Here is a 17,247-nt window from a genome sequence, read left to right as displayed (position 1 = left end):
CCTGGGACGGGGGAAGTATCGGGGTTTAGGCGCATCGCGACAACGTTATCTCGGACTTGATCGACCGAAGCTTAGGGCGACGGTCTTCCGATGTCAACGGCGTCTTGACGCGGGGAAGCAGCGCGGTTTACCTTTTCAGCGATCGATCAGATAACGATATCTCGCCCGGGCCTACCGTCCCCAAGGAGTGCCCATGAAAAGACGGCTGATCGCTGCCGCCGTCATCTCGGTCTTGCTCGTGACCGGGCTGTCCGCACCACAGGCTCAAGCCGCCGCGCCCAGCCCGGCGCAGCAGTGGACCGAAGTGCAAAACCTCATCTCTGGCATCAAAGGGGTGTGGACCACCCAGGACTACTCCGGAGCCGTCAACACCACCATGCCCAACACCGCACTGCTCGGAAACGGTGACATCGGCGTCACCTCCGCGGGCGGCACCGGCTTCAAAACGTTCTACCTGTCCAAGGGGAACTTCTGGGCCGGAAACCCCAACCCCTCGCTGGTCTCCCTCGGCGGCATCACCATCGCCGCGGTCGGCGGCGGCGGGGGCTCGTCCAACCTCGCCCTTGGCGCAGCCGCCACCGCGTCCAGCTCGCACCCGAGCTTCCCGCCCAACCGTGCGGTCAGCGGCCAATGGGGCAGCGGCTACGAGGGCTGGGTCTCCCAGATCGGCAAACCGCAAACGCTGACCCTCGACCTGGGCACGGCACGCACCTTCACCCGCTATCTGGTGCGCCACGACTCGGCCGCACGTCCCGCCGAAACGGCCAACAACACCAAGAACTTCACGCTTCAGGTCAGCACCAACGGCACCAGCTGGACGACGGCCGACACGGTCACCAACAACACGGCCGCCACCACCGACCGCACCATCGCCAGCCAGACCGCCCGCTACGTGCGGCTCAACATCACCGAGCCGACCCAGGGCACCACCGCCGATTCCCTCAACAATCCGCGCGCCCGCATCGGGCAGCTGGAGCTCTACGGCTCGGGCGGCCCCGCGCCGACCGGCCCGTTCCGCGAGGAGCAGAACATCCTGAAGGGCGACGTCGACACCACCATGACGATCGGCGGGACGCCGGTGGTGATGCGCACGTGGACTGCGGCCAACGACAACCTCGTGGTCACCCAGATCCAGTCCACGGGCTCGGCCACGGTACGGCTCAAGGCCGACACCTGGGCGGGATCGGCGCAGCCGCGCACCGGGTTCACCAACACCGCCGGGGTTTCCGGCTCCACCACCTGGGCCACCCGGCGCACGCCGACCGGAACCCGCTGGGTCTCCGAAGCCTCGCTGGCCACCCGGGTCATCGGCACCGGTTCCACGCTTTCCGCGGCGGGCGCCACCGCCACCCACACCTTCGATCTGGCCGCGGGCCAGACCATCCGCCTGGTCACCGCCGTGGCCGGCGGCGGGCAGAACCCGACCGGCACTGCCTCGGCGGCGCAAAGCCTTGCCGGGGCGCAGACCGCAGCCACCCTCGACACGCTCTACACCGCGCACACCGAGTGGTGGAAGCAGTACTGGCTCAAGTCCTATGTGGACCTCAACGACGATGTGCTGGAACGCTTCTACTACGCGCACCAGTACTTCCTCGGCTCCGCGATCAGGGAAGGCAAGATGGCCCCCGGCCTGTACGGGGTATGGGCCACCACCGACTCGCCCTCGTTCAGCGGGGACATGCACCTGAACTACAACTTCATGGCCAACTTCTACGGCGTCTACTCCAGCAACCGCGCCGACCTCGGCCGGCCCTACCAGGACCTCATCCTGGCCTACGTCCCCGAGGCGCGAAGGCGCGCCCAGCAGGACCTGACCCGGGTCAAACCGGACTACATGAGCGCCCGGTTCCCCAGCGGCGGCATGCCCAGCGGGCTGCTTTTCCCGGTCGGCATCGCTCCTTTCGGCTCGACCGCCGACAACAACTACCACCAGCAGGTGGTCAACTCGCTGTTCGCGGCGACCCAGTTCATCGCCTACTACGACTACACCCGCGACAACGCTTATCTGGCAAGCACTATCTATCCGTTCCTCAAAGAGGTCGCCGCGTTCTTCCAGAACTACCTGGAGTTCGACTCCGGCGCGCAGCGCTACAACCTCTGGGGCGGCCCGCACGAGGGGCTGTGGGCGCGTAACTCCAGCCCCGATCTGGGCATGTTGCGCTACCTGCTGACCACCCTCGTCAACGCCAGCGTCACGCTCAACGTCGACTCCTCGCTGCGCTCGACCTGGCAGAACATCCTCAACCGGCTGGCGCCCATCCCGACCACTGTCCATAACGGACAGACGGTCTACGCGCTGGCCGACCCGGGCACCATCTCCGGCTCCGACACCCGGCCGATCCATCCCGGGGACAACACCATCAACCTGGAGTTCGTCCACCCCGGCGAGGTCCTGGGCATCAACTCCCCCGCGGCCGACCGCCAGATCGGCATCAACACGGTCAACGCCATGAACTCGTGGGGACAGGACAACAGCTTCCCGAAGATCTTCACTCAGGCGGCTCGGGTCGGGTACCCGGCTCAATCGCTCATCGATCAGCTCAAGAACCAGATCAACCAGAAGTCCGTCGCCAACCTGCGTGTCTACGACCCGTTCCATGGCTTGGAGAAGGCGGGCGCGATCGAGGCGATCAACAACATGCTGCTGCAGAGCAGTGGTGGTGTCGTGCGCCTGTTCCCGGTCTGGCCAACGAGCCGGGATGCCAGTTTCGTCAATCTGCGCGAAAAGGGCGCGCTGCTGGTGTCCAGCCGCCTGCAGGGCGGTCGAGTCACCTATGTCGACATCGCTACCCAGGTCGGCGGGACCGTCCGGCTGCAGAGCCCGTGGCCCGGACAGGCCATCACCGTCACCCGCATCGGCGGCGGCACGGTAAGCCACACCGACAGCGGGGGCATCATCACCTTCACTGGCGTGGCCGGCGCGACCTACACCATCAACGCGCCATAGGACCGCGCGGCCCTGACCGACGCCGCTGCGGTCAGGGCCGCGTGCCTCACATTGCTTCGCACGCGCCAGAGCCCTACTTTCAACTTGGAGGGCTCCATTGATGCTTGATGATCTAGATGGCGAGATGCGGATCGGTTTGCTCGGCCCCCTCGAGGTGACCGTCGGGGGCAGGGCGGTGGCGATCGTAAGGCGGCGGGAGAGGTGCCTGTTCGCCGTGCTCGCGCTGGCCGCCAACCGGATCGTGCCCGTCTCGCGCCTGATCGGCCTGCTGTGGGAGACCGAACCACCGGCGGCGGCCCACCGTTCCCTGCAAAGTCACGTCTCCCGGCTGCGATCCCTGCTCGCCGCCACCGAGGGCGGCGCGCACCCGGTGCGCCTGCTGTCGCACGACGGCGGCTACTCCCTTCAGGTCCCCGCCGACTCGATCGACGCCCACCGGTTCCGCGACATGGTGGCCATGGCCGCAACGTTGCCGCCCGCGCAAAGGTCGGCGCAGCTCAAAGCCGCCCTGGGCCTGTGGCGCGGCGAGCTGCTCGACGGGTGCGGCTCGGCCGAGCTTCGGTTCCGGCTCGCCGCCGACCTGGAGGACCTGCGGCTGACCGCGATGGAGGACTGGGCCGAGGCAGAGCTCGCGCTGGGCCGGCCCCGCCAGCTGATCCCCCAGCTGACCGGCGTGACCGATGCGCATCCGTCCCGAGAACGGCTGGTACAGCTGCACATGCTGGCCCTGCACCAGGCCGGCCGCCCGACCGACGCGCTCGAGCTCTACGAGCGCACTCGCCTGCACCTCAGCGAGCACTACGGCGTCGACCCCGGGCTCCAGCTGCGCCAGACACAGCTGGCCGTCCTGCGCGACGACGTCGCCGAGCTGGCCGACACCGCCCGGCTCGACCAGGCCCCGGTGCGCAGCGTGCCCGCGACACCGGCCCAGCTTCCGCCGCCGATCGCGGCCCTGATCGGGCGGGAAAGCCAGCGCCAGATGATCACCCGGGCGCTGATCGGGCTGCACGCCCGCGGCGCCGCCCCGGCGATCATCGCCGTGCACGGCCCGGGTGGGGTAGGCAAATCCGCGCTGGCTCTGGTCAGCGCGCATGAGGTGGCCGATCAGTTTCCGGACGGTCAGCTTTATGTGGACCTGCAAGGCGCCACCATGGTCGTGTCGCCGTTGCGCCCCGAGGACGTGGTGGGCCGTTTCCTGCGCGCGCTCGGCGTGCCCGCCGCCCAGGTACCGGTCGACGCCGGCGAAGCCGAAGGCCTCTACCGCACCCTGCTGTCCCAGCGGCGGGTGCTCATCGTCGCCGACAACGCCGCCGACGCGGCACAGGTGCTGCCGCTGTTTCCGGCCTCGCCGCGCAGCGCCATCATCGTCACCAGCCGCCGGGTCCTCGCCGCCGTCGACGCGACCGTCCAGATCGGACTCGGCCCACTGTCGGCCACCGATGCCGAGTTCCTGTTGGGGCTCACCGCAGGCGCGGCGAAAGCCGTCGCCGACCCGGCGGCGGTCGCCGCGGTGGCCAAGGCGTGCGGCTATCTGCCGCTGGCGCTACGGGTGGCGGGCGCGCGGCTGGTCGCCCGCGACGACTGGTCGTTCGGCGACCTGGCCCAGCGGCTGACCACCGAACACCACGTGCTGCGCGAGCTGGCCGACAGCGAGGACACGTTGCGCAACAGCCTGTCGGTCAGCTGGCGAGCACTGTCGGCAAGCACCGATGCGGTGGACGCCATGGCTTCCCGGCTGCTGCCCGCGCTGGCCGTGGTGCAGGTGGCCGACGTCGACGCCGGGCTCGCCGGCGCCCTGCTCGGGTTGACCGCCGAGCCGGCGGAGCTGGCCCTCGACCGGCTCACCGAGGCGCGCCTGGTGGAGGTCGCCCACGGCCGGTACAGGATGCACGACGTGGTGCGCCTTTTCGCCACCGAGCTGGCGTCGCAGCTCGGCCCCGCCGTCCGCGGGCAGTTGCTCGGGGCCGCCCTCGACTGGTACCGCAGAGGCGCCTTGCAGGCCAATAGGCTGATGCGCGGCGACAACCACATCCGCTTCCTGCCCGAGCCGCAGGGCCAGCCCGGGCCGGCCCTGGCCGATGCGGGCGAGGCAGGCACCTGGCTCGATGTGGAGAGAGCGAATCTGCTCACGGTCACCCGGCAGGCCTTGGCCGGCACGGGCCAGCAGGGTCGCGACGCGGGCCAGCTGGTGATGGCGCTCTACCCCGGGCTGATCTCGCGCGGCCACGCCTACGAGTACGAAATGCTATGCCGCTCAGTGCTTTCCCGCGCCGACCGCCTCGACGAGCCCAAGACCGTGGCCGCCACCGCCAAGAACCTCGCCGTCCTCTACCGGCTGCAGGTGCGCACCGACGAGGCCCTGCACTGCCTCGATCAGGCCTACGACCTGAGCCAGTCCATTGGCGACCGGTACGGGGAGGCGAGCGCGATCGAGGTGCGCGGGATGATCCACGTGACCCAGGGCGACTCCGAGCGAGCCTTCGCCGACCTGCAGACGGCCGTGCAGATGAGACGCGAGCTCGACGATCCCGGCGGGGAGGGCGTGGCTCTGTGCAATCTGGCCGAGGCCCACTTCCGGTTCGGTCAGCCCGAGCGCTCGCTGGAGTTCCTGCAAGCCAGCCTCGCCATCCGCCGGGAAAGGGCCAACCCGGCCGGGGAGGCGATCACGTTGGCGAACATCGCCGAAGTCCAGCTCAAGATCGGGCGCACGCTGGACGCGCTGGAGTCCACCGAGGCAAGCCTTGCCCGAAGCCAGCAGAGCGCGGAAAGGCTGAACGAGGGCCGCACCCGCAGCTTGCGCGCCAAAATCCTGCTGCAACTGGGCCGGATAGATGAGGCGGTCAAGGAGTGCGAAGAGGCGCTGCGGCTGGCCGAGGCCTCGGGCGCGGTCATCGACGTGGGCCACATTCACGACATCCTGGCGGAGCTGGAAACCGCTGGTGCTAAAGACTATGTGGCCGCCGCCGGGCAGCGTCTGCGTCAGCTAGGCAGCGCCTAGAGCGCACTTGACACAACAGATAAGGCGACCCTAAGTTAGGCGTGCCTAACCTAACTGAAGGAGCCCATCGTGGGTACAGACCTGCTTGAACGGGCGCATAACGCCGCCTACCGCTTCCCGCCCGAATTCGCGGGATTCACCGCCACGGTCAGCACCTCCGCCGGGACCACCGGGTCCATCACGGTCACCGGCAAGCGCGAAATCGGCTACGAGCTGGCCGCCGCGAGCGAAGACGACGCGGCTTGGCTTCGCGAGCAGGTCGCCTCGATCCTTGGACATCGCTGGAACACCAGCTTCGCCGAGGGCGATGGCCGGTTCCCGCACCGCAGCCAGGACGACGGCGACCCGACCGGCACCCTGGTACACCTGGAGGGCGACCGGATGAGCTCGGCCTACCGCGTCGGCGGCGAGGAGATCCGCGAGGTGCACCGCACCGCCGGGGAAACCCGGTTCACCATCGTGGTGTCCGGCAGCATCTACACCCCTGAGGGGCGGCTGCCCAATCACTTCAGCGTCTACTACTGGGATCTGGCGCGGAACCGGCTCACCAAAGCCGACCAGTACCGCGACGTCTACACCGAATGCGGCGGCGTCTTCCTGCCGGCAAGCCGCACCATCACCACCGCTGACGATCAGGGACTGGTCACCCGGGTGCTGACCTTCGGCGCGCACGAGGTGATCCGATGAAGCGAGTCATCGCGCTCGCGGCAGCGCTTCTGGTCGCCATGACCGCATGCGGCCAGGCCGAGGCGGAGCCGCAGGCCGCACCGCAAGCGGTGCAACGCATCGTCCCGCTCACCGGCGACATCGCCGAAATCGTCTGGGCGCTGGGCCTCGGCGATCAGGTCGTCGGCGTGGACACCTCGGCGCTGTATCCCGCGCAGGCCGCGGCGAAGGAGCCCAAAATCGGCTACCAGCGCCAGCTCGCCGCGGAAGGCATCCTCTCGCTGCAGCCGACCATCGTCATCGGCACCCCGGAGGCGGGACCGGCCGAGGTGATCACGCAGATCAAACAGGCCGGGATCCGGACCGAAATCGTCGCGCTGCCAACGACTGTGGACGATGTCGCGCAGCGCATCAAGACCGTCGCGGGGCTGCTCGGTGTCTCGGCCGAAGGTGACCAGCTGGCCGCCAAGGTGGCCAAGGAAATCGCCGACGCGAAGGGGACCTCCTCCCCCACCCGGGTCGCTTTCCTCTACGTACGCGGCGCGGGCACCGCGATGATCGGCGGCACCGGAACCCGGGCCAGCGCGATGATCGCCGCCACCGGATTCGTCGACGCCGGCGCCACCAGCGGCGTGCAGGGCTACAAGACCATTACCGCCGAGGCGCTCGCCGCGGCCAAGCCCGACGTTCTCGTGCTGCTCGACGCCGGGCTGGAGTCGATCGGCGGCGTCGATGGGGTGCTCAAGCTGCCCGGTGTGGCGCAGACCCCCGCCGGGGCGGCGAAAAAGATTGTCTCGCTTGAGGATACGTACCTGCTGAACCTGGGCCCGCGGACCGGATCCGCGCTGAAGGACCTGCGCGCCAAGGTCAGTGGATGAGACGAGCTCTCCTCGTCCCGGTGCTCACCGCGTTGTTGGTCGTGGCGATCGTGGTGAACCTGGGGGCCGGTGCCGTCCAGATTGGACCGCTGCAAGTGGTGGACATTCTGTTCGGCACCGGCCTGGGCGAGCCCGCCGCGGCGGGGCAAAGCGCTGTGCTGCTTCAGATCCGCGCCCCGCGGGTGGCACTTTGCGCACTCACCGGCGCGTGCCTGGCCGTGAGCGGGGCCGCGCTGCAGGGCGTCTTCCGCAATCCGCTGGCCGATCCGGGCATCATCGGCGTCACCTCGGGCGCCGCGGTCGGCGCCGCCGCGTCTATCGTGATTGGACTGTCCACATTCGGCGGTGCCACCGCCGGGCTGGCCGCCTTCGCCGGCGGTCTGGCCGCCGCCGCAGTGGGCTATTTCGCCGCACGCCACCAAGGCCGCACCGAGGTCGTCACGCTGGTGCTGACCGGAGTTGCGGTCAGCGCGATAGCCGGTGCCGCGGTGGGCGTCTTCATCTACCTGGCCGACGACAACGAGCTGCGCACACTGATCTTCTGGACCATGGGATCGCTCGGCACCGCCACCTGGCCCGGGGTGAAAGCCGTGGCGCCACTGCTGATCCTGAGCACGGTCGCGTTGCCCTTCTTCGCCCGCGGGCTCAATGCGCTGGTGCTCGGCGAGCGGGAGGCACGCCATCTCGGCTTTCATCCGGAGCGGCTGCGCATCGGGGTGATCGTGCTGGCGGCGCTGGGAACGGGCGCGGCGGTGAGCCTCACCGGAGCGATCGGCTTTGTGGGCCTGGTGATCCCGCACCTGATCCGGCTGATAGCCGGGCCCGACCATCGGCTGCTGCTGCCGGCCAGCGCGATCGGCGGCGCGGCTCTGCTGCTCGCCGCCGACCTGATCAGCCGTACCGCGGTGGCGCCCGCCGAAATGCCGGTCGGGGTCATCACCGCGCTCATCGGCGGGCCGTTCTTCCTGCTGCTTCTGATTCGATCCCGACGACTGTCCGGAGGCTGGGCGTGATCTCCACCGACAACGTGAGCTACCTTGCCGGTACCCGTCAGATAATTTCTCAAATCTCTTTCTCGGTACCGGAAAAGCACCTCCTCTCGATCGTCGGCCCCAATGGCGCGGGCAAGTCGACGCTGCTGGCGTTGCTGGCCGGGGACCTCAGACCAGCCAGCGGGCAAGTGCTGCTGGCCGGGCAGCCCGTGCACCGGATGCGGCCGGCCGCGCTGGCGCGTCAGCGAGCCGTCATGCCCCAGTCAACGGCGCTGGCGTTCGGCTTCACTGCCGCCGAGATCGTCCGGATGGGAACCGAGCACGACGACCCGGCCGTGGCCCGCCAAGCCCTGGACCAGGTGGGCGCCGCCGACCTGGCCGAGCGCAGCTTTCCCTCGCTCTCCGGCGGTGAGCAGGCGCGGGTGACCCTGGCCCGGGTGATCGCCCAGCACACCCCGGTGCTGATGCTCGACGAGCCCACCGCCCACCTGGACATCAAGCACCAGCACATAGTGCTGAACCTGGCCCGATCCCTCGCCGACGCGGGCCGCACCGTGATCGCTGTCCTGCACGACCTCAACCTGGCCGCCCGCTACAGCGACACCATCGCCATCATGCGCGAAGGCCGCCTGGTGACCGTGGGCACTCCCACCGAAACGCTTGTGGCAGAACGGCTCTCCGACGTCTACGACCACCCGATCGGCGTCTACTCACATCCGGCGATGTCCGCGCCGCTCTGCCTCGACCGCTAATCCTTGTGGGTCTCGTCACGCGAAGGGGCACTCACCTACCTAGATTCCCTACCTTTTTTGTGGGAATAATAGGCGAATGGATTGGGCACTCGCAGCAGCTGGTTTCGGCGTGGGCTGCGTCGTCGGCCTCACCGGCATGGGCGGCGGCGCATTGATGACCCCCATTCTTGTTCTCTTCTTTGGCGTTCCACCCCTGGCCGCGGTCTCCAGCGACCTCGTGGCCAGCGCGGTGATGAAGCCCGTCGGCTCGGCGGTGCACATCCGGCGCGGCCGCGTCGACTGGCGGCTGGTGCGATGGCTGTGCCTGGGCAGCGTGCCCGCCGCGTTCGGCGGCGTCATCGTGGCCAAGGCCCTGGGCAACAGCGCTGGGGTGCAAGAGGTGGTGCAGATCGCCCTCGGTGTCGCCCTGTTCCTCGCCGTCATCGGCCTGCTGCTGCGCGCGGTGATGCGGCTGCGCGAACAGGCCGCCGAAGCGAAAGGCTTGGCACGCAAGGCGAGTGACGACGTGGTGCCGCGGGTGAAGGTGCGCCCGGTGCCCACCCTGGTGCTCGGTGCCCTGGGCGGGCTCGTGGTCGGGATGACGAGCGTCGGCTCCGGTTCGCTGATCATTGTGGCGTTGCTCGCGCTTTACCCGATGCTGCGCCCCAACGACCTGGTCGGCACCGACCTGGTCCAGGCCGTGCCGCTGGTGGCGGCCGCGGCGCTAGGGCACATCCTGTTCGGAGACTTCCAGTTCAACGTCACCACCGCGCTGCTCGTGGGATCGATCCCCGGCGTCTTCCTAGGCGCGCAGATCTCCTCGCGGGCGCCCGGCGCGCTGATCCGGCGGGCGCTGAGCATCGTCCTGCTGGCCAGCGGCATGAAACTGCTTGGCGCGTCGAACACCTTCGTCCTTGTCGGCCTGTTCGCCGCGATCGTGCTCGCATCCGTGGGCTGGATGGCCCTGCGCCGGTTCTACGGCCTGACCGCCATCCCCCGCCGCACCCCGACGCCGTCAGCTTCGCCGCTGCCCGGTGTTCCCGCCACCGAACAACCGCAGCCAGCCAGCGCGGGAGTCAGGAACGGCTGAATTTGGGCGATGTTCAGGGACAGGGGGCGACCGCGGCGCCGAGCGCGCCGGAGACGAAGCCGAGCGAGTCGCTCTGGCGCACCTTGCGGCCCACGCTGTGTCCCCTGTTCCAGCACGCGGCCTGGCTTTGCGCCCGCATCTCAAGGTGCACGTGCGGGCCGGTCCAGCAGCTCGATCCGCCGGTGGCCCGGCCGCGCAGGTTGGCGACCTTGCCCAGATTTGCTCCCCACCTGGGCACACTCGCGCCGACCGTCAGCGATGGATCCCGGTCCAGGTGGGCATAGGTCACGTGGCCGACCAGTGCCGTCCGGAAGAAGATGCCCACGGTGACGAAGTCGCCGCCGCCGCCCTTGATGCAGGCGTCGTCGTCGTTGATCTGGGTGATCGTCGTGGTGATGGCCGCATCGTTGGCCGGATCGGCGGCGGCCACATAAAGCAGCACCGCCGCACCGGCACCGACCGGCAGGTCGACGGCCCACTCGTTCGACGGCGTCGTCTTGCCCAGCAGATGATGCCCACCCGCCGGGGTCGATCCCGGCCGGCCCGCATTACCCCACGTCGTGGCAACCGGGCTGCCCACCCAGATCGGTGGCGCCGGCGTGGTCGTGGGCACCCGTCCCGGTACCCAGAGGGCAGCCCGCTCCTCGCCGAAGTCGAAGTCGTAATCGGAGGGGTCGGCAAAGCCGGCGGCTCCGGGGGGTGCGGTGGCGGCGAAGGTGTAGACGACCACGAAGAGCAGGAGGCTGATGGCCAGATGCCGCCGAGTGAACTCCGGCGGTAAGCGTGGAAAGTCCACATTCCTCCCCTCGTGAGCGATCGAGAACCCGAACCCCGCACCACGATAGCGTCCCCGGCTGAGTCCCTTAGCCTCGTGGCACAGTGGGGGCGTGGAGATGTGGAACAACCCGGACTGCTCAAAGTGCGCCGCCGCACGCGAGACCCTTGGTGCGCTGGGCCGGCCCGTGAAGCTTCGTCCCTATCTGACGCAACCGCCGAGCCCGGCCGAGCTGGCCCAGGTGCTCGACCGGCTCGGGATGCAGCCGTGGGAGATCTGCCGCCTCAACGAACCGCAGGCGCAGACGCTCGGGCTGGCGAGCTGGGCGCGCGACGAGACCACCCGGCAGGCGTGGATCGACACGATGGCGGCGCATCCGGTGCTCATCCAGCGGCCCATCATCCTGCTCGACGACGGGTCGGCGATGGTGGCCCGCGACCAGGAGGCCCTGGACCGGCTCTAGCCGGTGGCCAGCTCGGCCCAGACCACCTTGCCCTCCGCCGTGGGCCGGGTGCCCCAGCGCTGGGAAAGCTTGTTCACTATGAAAAGCCCGCGGTGACCCTCATCCAGCAGCGCGGGCCGCAGCTGGCGCGGCTGCCGTTCGTCCCCGTCGGCGACCTCGACGATCAGCCGGTGCGCCCGATGCTGCAGCCGCAGCGCCAACGGGGCGCCGGTGTGCCGCACCGCGTTGGAAACCAGCTCGGTCACCACCATGCTGGCGTTTGTTTGCAGAGCGGTCAGTTTCCACTTCGCCAGGGTGTCGACGGCGAAGCGCCTTCCGGCCGCGGCGGCCAGCGGGTTAGCGGTCAGCGGCATCACCGCGACCTCCCGCGCCTCCCCCGACTCCCGGGCGAAAAGCAGTGCCACATCGTCGTCGTGAGCCCCTCCGGTGAGCCGCTTGATGACTTCGTCGCAAGCGGCGTCGGGGTCCTCGGCCCCGGCGACCAGATTCGCCAGAGCGAGCCGGAGGTCGGCGAGGCCATCGAGCAGCGGCCTGCCGCGCCGCTCCACCAGACCATCGGTGTAGAGGACCAGCGCCGAGCCCTGCGGAAAGTCGATGACGCGCTCCAGGAACGACTCTCCCAGGCGCAGTGGCATGCCCAGCCTGTCCTCGTAAAAGCTCACCTCGCCGTCGGGGGCGATGACGGCCGGGCCAGGATGCCCGGCGTTGGCGTAGGTCAGGGTCTGGTCGATCGGGTCGTAGACGGCGTAAATGCAGGTGATGAACTGCCTTCCGGACATCTCTCCGGCCAGTTTTGAGCTGTGCCGCAACACTTCCGAGGGCGGCAGGTCGAGCATGGCGTAGGCGCGGATCGCCGTGCGGATCTGCCCCATGGTGCCCGCCGCCGGCACGCCGCGGCCCATCACGTCACCCACGACGAAGGCGGTGCGGCCGCTCGAAAGCTCAATGATGTCAAGCCAATCGCCGCCCACCTCGGACGCGGTCGCCGCCGGCAGGTAGCGGGTCACCGTCCTGAACCCGGGCGTGGCCTGAAACGTCGGCAGCATCTGCCGCTGCAGGTCGGTGGCGACGCTGCGCTCGCGCGCGTAGAGCCGGGCATTGTCCAGGGCGATCGCGGTATGCCCCGCCAGACCTTCGGCGAGGCGCTGATGGCCGCCGGTGAACTGCGCCGGGGCAGAGTGTCCGAAGAAGAACCCGCCCAGCACCTCTTTGGAGGTGGGCGAAATCACCGGCACGGCAAGGTAACTGCGCACCGGGAGGTGCCCCTTGGGCATTCCGTAATGCGGCTCCTGGTGGCCATAGCGGGGATCGGCAAGAATGTCGTCGCTGCGCACGGTGCACTCGCCGTTGAAGGTGGGGGCGAAAACCTTGGTATTACGCGGCATCGGGAACTGCGCGAAGGCCTCCCGGGGCGCGCCCGAGAGCGTGTAGAGGGTATAGGACTCGCCGTATTCGTCGATCAGGTTGTAGAAGAATGCCCCGAACTGGGCGCCGGTCGCCTCGGTCGCGGCATCGGTCGCGTCCTGCACCATCAGGTCGAGATCGAGCTGTGCGGTCAGCCGCTGTCCCACATCGCGCAGCGTGTCGACCAGGCGGCTGTCGGCCTCGAAGGTGGCGGCGCGCACCGCCGCGGACTGCTCCAGCAATGCCATCAGATGATGCAGCGCCCCCGCGTCGGGTGGGTCGCCGCGCAGCAGCGCCACCCGTGCCGCCGCGGCCAGCACCAGCAGCTCGTCATCGCGCATTCCTTTGGGGGTACCAGAAAACTGCACCCCGATCAGAAAGTGCTGACCCTCGCCGAGCCGGCCGCCCAACGCGACCGACCCGTCCGGCGCACGATCCACCAAGCACGGCGCCTCCTGCGCCTCGAGCCGGCGCACCAGCGGCTCGGCCTGCGCCGTCGGCAGCCAGCCCACCTGGCTCTGCTCGCCCGAGATCACACCGGCCCAGCGCTGCAGGCAGGCCATCAGCTCGGCTTCGCCGTGCGCGGCCCGCACTTCGCCGGCTGCGCGCACCAGCGCCGACCAGGGCCTCACGCCGCGCTGACTTCGGCCAACGCGGCCTGGGCGGTGTCGCGCATGGGAAACAGCTCGTCAAGCATGGTCACCTTGACGGCGGTCAGCACCGTCGGAGTCAGGCCCGCCAGATAGGTCTTGGCCCCGGCCGCCGTGGCCGTCTTGTAGGCCGCGATCAGGGCACCGAGCCCGCTGGAGTCGCAGAAATGCAGCTCGCTGAAATCGAAGATCAGATTTGTCTCGGCGGGCAGCTGGGCGAGCGCCTCCACCAGACACGGGGTGGTCGCGAAATCCAGCTCGCCTTTGACCCTGACTATGGCCGCCGGCGGGTCAGCGAACTGCTCGACCTGCACGTTCACCAGCTCAAACCGATCCATCGCGCACACCACCCGCCTCTCGCCGGGTCACATTCTAGCCCCGGCGCGCGGTGAATCGGACAGTCTCCGGCCCCGCGCGGCGGGCCGCGCCCCCCGCGACACGTCCACATTGGAAGCGCCCGGCCGCCTGTCGCCCGCGTGGCGCGGGGCCTAGGGTGAACCCGTGAGCAGCCTTCAGGAACTTGCCGACTCGTCCTACGCCCTGGTGACCACATTTCGCAAGGACGGCCGGGCGGTGGCGACCCCGGTGTGGATCGTCAAGTTCGAGGACGGGCTCGCCTTCTGGACGGTGAAGGACACCGGGAAGGTGAAGCGGATTCGCCGCGCCGGAAAGGTCACCGTCGCCACCTGCGACCTGCGCGGCAACAACGCCGGGCCGGCTGCACCCGGTACCGCGGAAATCCTGGACTATCCGGGCACTGAACGGGTTCGTGCCGCGCTCCGCCGCAAATACGGCCTAATAGGCCGGATCACCTTGGCCGGCAGCCGTTTGCGCCGTGGTAAGTACGGCACAGTGGGCATCAAGGTGGTGCTCACCCCGCAGTGACCCGAGTAGCGTGCGTGGTGTGACCGAGACCCAGGTTCCGCTGCCCCTTTCGGCCCGGCTAGCCGCCTGGCGATACGCGTTTCTCACCACCAACCCGCCCGAGCAGGGCGTGGTCGACCAGATCACGCGGTGGCTGGTCGTCACCCGCGCCGGGGTGCTGCCGATGACGCTGACATCCGGCCTGATGGCCGTGCTGCTGGCGGCGATCGCCCCGGTCAGCGTCGACTGGCTCAATGTCACTCTGGCGGTCATCGGCATCGTCCTGGCGCATCTGGCCAACAACCTCATGAACGATCTGGCCGACACCCAGGTGGGCACCGACACCGAGAGCTACCCAAGGGCGCTCTACGCGCCACACCCCATCCTTTCCGGGCTGGTCACCAAGAAGCAGCTCATCGTCGGCGTGCTGATCTGCCAAGTGATCGACCTGGCCATCATGCTCACACTGATCGCCCGGCAGGACTGGTGGATAGCCGCTTTCGCCCTGGGCGGCCTCTTCCTCTCCTGGGCATACACGGCACCCCCGTTGCGGCTCAAGCGAATCGGGCTCGGCGAGCTGGATGTGCTGATCACCTGGGGTCCGCTGATGGTCGGCGGCGTCTACTACGCGGGCACGGGTTCGCTGCCCTGGCAGGTCATCGCGGCCGCGACCGTCTACGCGCTGCTGCCCACCAGCGTGCTGATGGGTAAGCACGTCGACAAACTCCCCTACGACAAGCCGTCAGGAACCGTCACGTTCCCGGTGCTTGTCGGCGAAAGGGCCGCCAAGCTGGTGACCCAAGCCATGATGATCGGTTTCTATGTCGGCGTCGTCGCCCTCGTGGCGCTCGGCGCGCTGCCGTGGCCCACGTTGCTGACCCTGCTGGCGGTGCCGATGCTCGTCAAGGCGGTCAGGCAATACAGCCAGCCGGCGCCCACCTCGCCTCCGGAGAACTATCCGGTGTGGCCGCTGTGGTGGGCGCCGATCGCGTTTCTGCATACCCGCCGCGCCGGAGGCCTGCTCATAGCCGGTCTGCTCGGCTGGGCGATCTGGCTCGCGGTCAGCGGCTGACGAAAACCTTCACGCGAGGCTCATTCAACGGAAGTTATCGACATAGACCCCGGTCTCGGTATAGGGTGCCGTCCATGAGCACCCCTCCTTCCGTCCGTTTTAGACGACGGCTCCTGCTCGGCATGCCGGCTCTCGTGGCCGCCGCGGCAGCCCTCGTCCTGCGGCCCACCAAGGCCACCGCCAAACCACGGGTCGTCGAGTGCGCCGCTGACCTGATCGGAGCGCCCTGATGGCCACGATCCCTTGGCTGGCCGACGTTTTGCGCGCCGAAGGCGTCCAGGTCGTCGAAGAGGGCGACTGGCGCAACCGGATGCGGCCCGGATCCTTCGACCCGATCGGCGTGCTGTGGCATCACACGGCGGCGACGTCGAGCGCCAGCAACCCGCATCCAGCATTGAACGTGGTCATCAACGGCCGGTCCGACCTTGCCGGACCATTGGCGCAGTGCCTGGTCGACTACAACGGCGTCTTCCACGTCATCTCCGCCGGGCGCTGTAACCACGCCGGGCAGGCCCGCGCCAGCGGGCCGATCCCCGCCGGCGACGGCAACACCATGCTCATCGGCTGGGAGATCGACTACAACGGCGTCGACCAGGAGATGACTCCCGCCCAATACAACGCCTCGCTCAAAGCCACGGTCGCGGTGCTGCGCCGGCTCGGACGCGATGCCAGCTATGCGCGCGGCCACCGCGAAACCAGTGTCACCGGGAAGATCGACCCGTCGTTCATCGACCTGGACGTGATGCGCTCAGACGTCGCACGCCTGCTGAACCCACCCCCCACCGGCTGGTCGGCCATCGTCGACAACGCCACCGCGGGCCGGTTCACCGCCTCGGCCAACTGGGGCACCTCCACCTACTCCGGCCAGCGCTACGGCAGCGACTATCGCTTCGCCAACCCTGTGGCCGCAAGCGATCCGGCCTGGTACCAGTTCGCCGTCCCAGAGACCGGAACCTACCGCGTAGAGGCCTGGTATCCGGCAAACTCCGGCTACAACAACCTCGCCCCCTACATCATCGTCACCTCCACCGGAAACCAGACCGTCCACGTGGACCAGCGAGTCAACGGCGGCGCCTGGCGCAGCCTAGGCACCTTCACCCTCACCGCCGGCGACGAAAACAAGGTAGGCGTCAGCCGCTGGACCAGCGGAACAGGCTACGTCATAGCCGACGCCGTCCGCGTCACCCGCGTCTAACCACATTCCTTACCCCGTCCCGGATCTCGGTCCGTCGCCAGATCCGGGACACCCCCACCATTTCTTATGCTGCGACTCGCCCCGCAACAATTGCGGCCACGGTGCTTGCACCGATTCCTTGTGTCAGGCGCTGGTGGTCGCGCCGTGCCGTGAATTGTGCGGCAAATTCTTTGGCGCCGGTTCGTGGTGGTTGCGCGCCGCGAACTCCCGTGCGGCGACGAAGGTCCGTGCAACGCCCCACCTGCCCCTTCCACGGCACCCGCATCTCTGCGTTGGGCGGTGAGGCGGAGGTGCCGTGGGCCTTCTGCCGCTTGTGGGTGGGGTGGGGTCCGGGCCTCGGGGCTGAAGCGTTGTCGTGGTTCATGCCGCCCAACAGGGCGCCCTTGGCGTGCCGGGGGCGGACATGGTGAAGCGCCGTCGGGGTAAGGGTTCTCGACGGCGTAGCTGAACGCGATCGGGGGTGAGTCTTCCGCACCCCGGGCGGCCTTGGCTTAGTCGCGGTGGGGCAACGGTATCGGTGGG

Annotated in this window: 15 protein-coding genes; 12 read left to right on the top strand and 3 right to left on the bottom strand. The window is 68.8% G+C overall.

What is annotated here, in order from left to right; all coding sequences use genetic code 11:
• The first annotated feature begins 193 nt into the window (after positions 1–193).
• The 7 genes from Rhe02_RS41850 (at position 194) to Rhe02_RS41820 (ending at position 10,302) form a co-directional block, all read left to right on the top strand.
• Complete coding sequence (locus Rhe02_RS41850) at positions 194–2,947, top strand: discoidin domain-containing protein (protein WP_203914077.1); 2,754 nt, start codon at positions 194–196, stop codon at positions 2,945–2,947.
• A 100-nt stretch (positions 2,948–3,047) separates the two neighbouring features.
• The gene (locus Rhe02_RS41845) at positions 3,048–5,945 is read left to right on the top strand and encodes an AfsR/SARP family transcriptional regulator (RefSeq protein WP_203914076.1); all 2,898 of its coding nucleotides are present in this window, start codon (positions 3,048–3,050) and stop codon (positions 5,943–5,945) included.
• A 69-nt stretch (positions 5,946–6,014) separates the two neighbouring features.
• Positions 6,015–6,632: a DUF3386 family protein gene (locus tag Rhe02_RS41840; RefSeq protein WP_239124394.1), complete on the top strand. Its 618-nt coding sequence runs from the start codon at positions 6,015–6,017 to the stop codon at positions 6,630–6,632.
• Positions 6,629–7,489, top strand: a complete 861-nt coding sequence (locus Rhe02_RS41835; RefSeq protein ID WP_203914075.1) for a heme/hemin ABC transporter substrate-binding protein — start codon at positions 6,629–6,631, stop codon at positions 7,487–7,489. Before Rhe02_RS41840 ends, Rhe02_RS41835 begins: the two co-directional genes overlap by 4 nt.
• Complete coding sequence (locus Rhe02_RS41830; RefSeq protein ID WP_203914074.1) at positions 7,486–8,502, top strand: FecCD family ABC transporter permease; 1,017 nt, start codon at positions 7,486–7,488, stop codon at positions 8,500–8,502. Before Rhe02_RS41835 ends, Rhe02_RS41830 begins: the two co-directional genes overlap by 4 nt.
• Positions 8,499–9,233, top strand: coding sequence for a heme ABC transporter ATP-binding protein (locus Rhe02_RS41825; protein WP_203914073.1), 735 nt, complete (start codon positions 8,499–8,501; stop codon positions 9,231–9,233). Before Rhe02_RS41830 ends, Rhe02_RS41825 begins: the two co-directional genes overlap by 4 nt.
• Before the next feature lie 76 nt (positions 9,234–9,309).
• On the top strand, positions 9,310–10,302 hold the full coding sequence (locus tag Rhe02_RS41820) for a sulfite exporter TauE/SafE family protein (protein WP_203914072.1): 993 nt from the start codon (positions 9,310–9,312) through the stop codon (positions 10,300–10,302).
• A gap of 13 nt (positions 10,303–10,315) precedes the next feature.
• Here the strand turns inward: Rhe02_RS41820 and Rhe02_RS41815 are convergent, their stop codons facing one another.
• Positions 10,316–11,098: a hypothetical protein gene (locus Rhe02_RS41815; RefSeq protein WP_203914071.1), complete on the bottom strand. Its 783-nt coding sequence runs from the start codon at positions 11,096–11,098 to the stop codon at positions 10,316–10,318.
• Positions 11,099–11,195: 97 nt separating this feature from the next.
• Here Rhe02_RS41815 and Rhe02_RS41810 point away from each other — a divergent pair, with 97 nt between their 5' ends.
• Positions 11,196–11,540 (top strand): ArsC/Spx/MgsR family protein, encoded by a 345-nt coding sequence (locus Rhe02_RS41810; RefSeq protein WP_239124398.1) that lies wholly within the window; start codon positions 11,196–11,198, stop codon positions 11,538–11,540.
• On the opposite strand, the gene Rhe02_RS41805 is transcribed toward Rhe02_RS41810, so the two are convergent.
• Positions 11,537–13,576, bottom strand: a complete 2,040-nt coding sequence (locus tag Rhe02_RS41805) for an ATP-binding SpoIIE family protein phosphatase (RefSeq protein WP_203914069.1) — start codon at positions 13,574–13,576, stop codon at positions 11,537–11,539. The genes Rhe02_RS41810 and Rhe02_RS41805 overlap by 4 nt on opposite strands.
• A complete protein-coding gene (locus tag Rhe02_RS41800) occupies positions 13,573–13,932 on the bottom strand; it encodes an STAS domain-containing protein (RefSeq protein ID WP_203914068.1) in 360 nt (119 codons plus the stop codon). The genes Rhe02_RS41805 and Rhe02_RS41800 overlap by 4 nt, the downstream gene beginning before the upstream one ends.
• A gap of 163 nt (positions 13,933–14,095) precedes the next feature.
• Here Rhe02_RS41800 and Rhe02_RS41795 point away from each other — a divergent pair, with 163 nt between their 5' ends.
• From Rhe02_RS41795 to Rhe02_RS41780, 4 genes are all read left to right on the top strand, one after another.
• On the top strand, positions 14,096–14,479 hold the full coding sequence (locus Rhe02_RS41795; RefSeq protein WP_203914067.1) for a PPOX class F420-dependent oxidoreductase: 384 nt from the start codon (positions 14,096–14,098) through the stop codon (positions 14,477–14,479).
• A gap of 19 nt (positions 14,480–14,498) precedes the next feature.
• Entirely contained in the window at positions 14,499–15,530 is a 1,032-nt protein-coding gene (locus Rhe02_RS41790; RefSeq protein ID WP_203914066.1) for a prenyltransferase, read from the top strand.
• Positions 15,531–15,604: 74 nt separating this feature from the next.
• Positions 15,605–15,760 carry a hypothetical protein gene (locus Rhe02_RS41785; protein WP_203914065.1) on the top strand — a complete coding sequence of 52 codons (156 nt, stop codon included), beginning with the start codon at positions 15,605–15,607 and terminating at the stop codon, positions 15,758–15,760.
• Positions 15,760–16,725: a golvesin C-terminal-like domain-containing protein gene (locus Rhe02_RS41780; protein ID WP_203914064.1), complete on the top strand. Its 966-nt coding sequence runs from the start codon at positions 15,760–15,762 to the stop codon at positions 16,723–16,725. The genes Rhe02_RS41785 and Rhe02_RS41780 overlap by 1 nt, the downstream gene beginning before the upstream one ends.
• Positions 16,726–17,247 lie beyond the last annotated feature (522 nt).

The organism is Rhizocola hellebori (assembly GCF_016862955.1).
Taxonomy (GTDB): Bacteria; Actinomycetota; Actinomycetes; order Mycobacteriales; family Micromonosporaceae; genus Rhizocola; species Rhizocola hellebori.
Note: the sequence above shows the minus strand (reverse complement) of the source record. Positions and strands in the feature narration are given on the sequence as shown.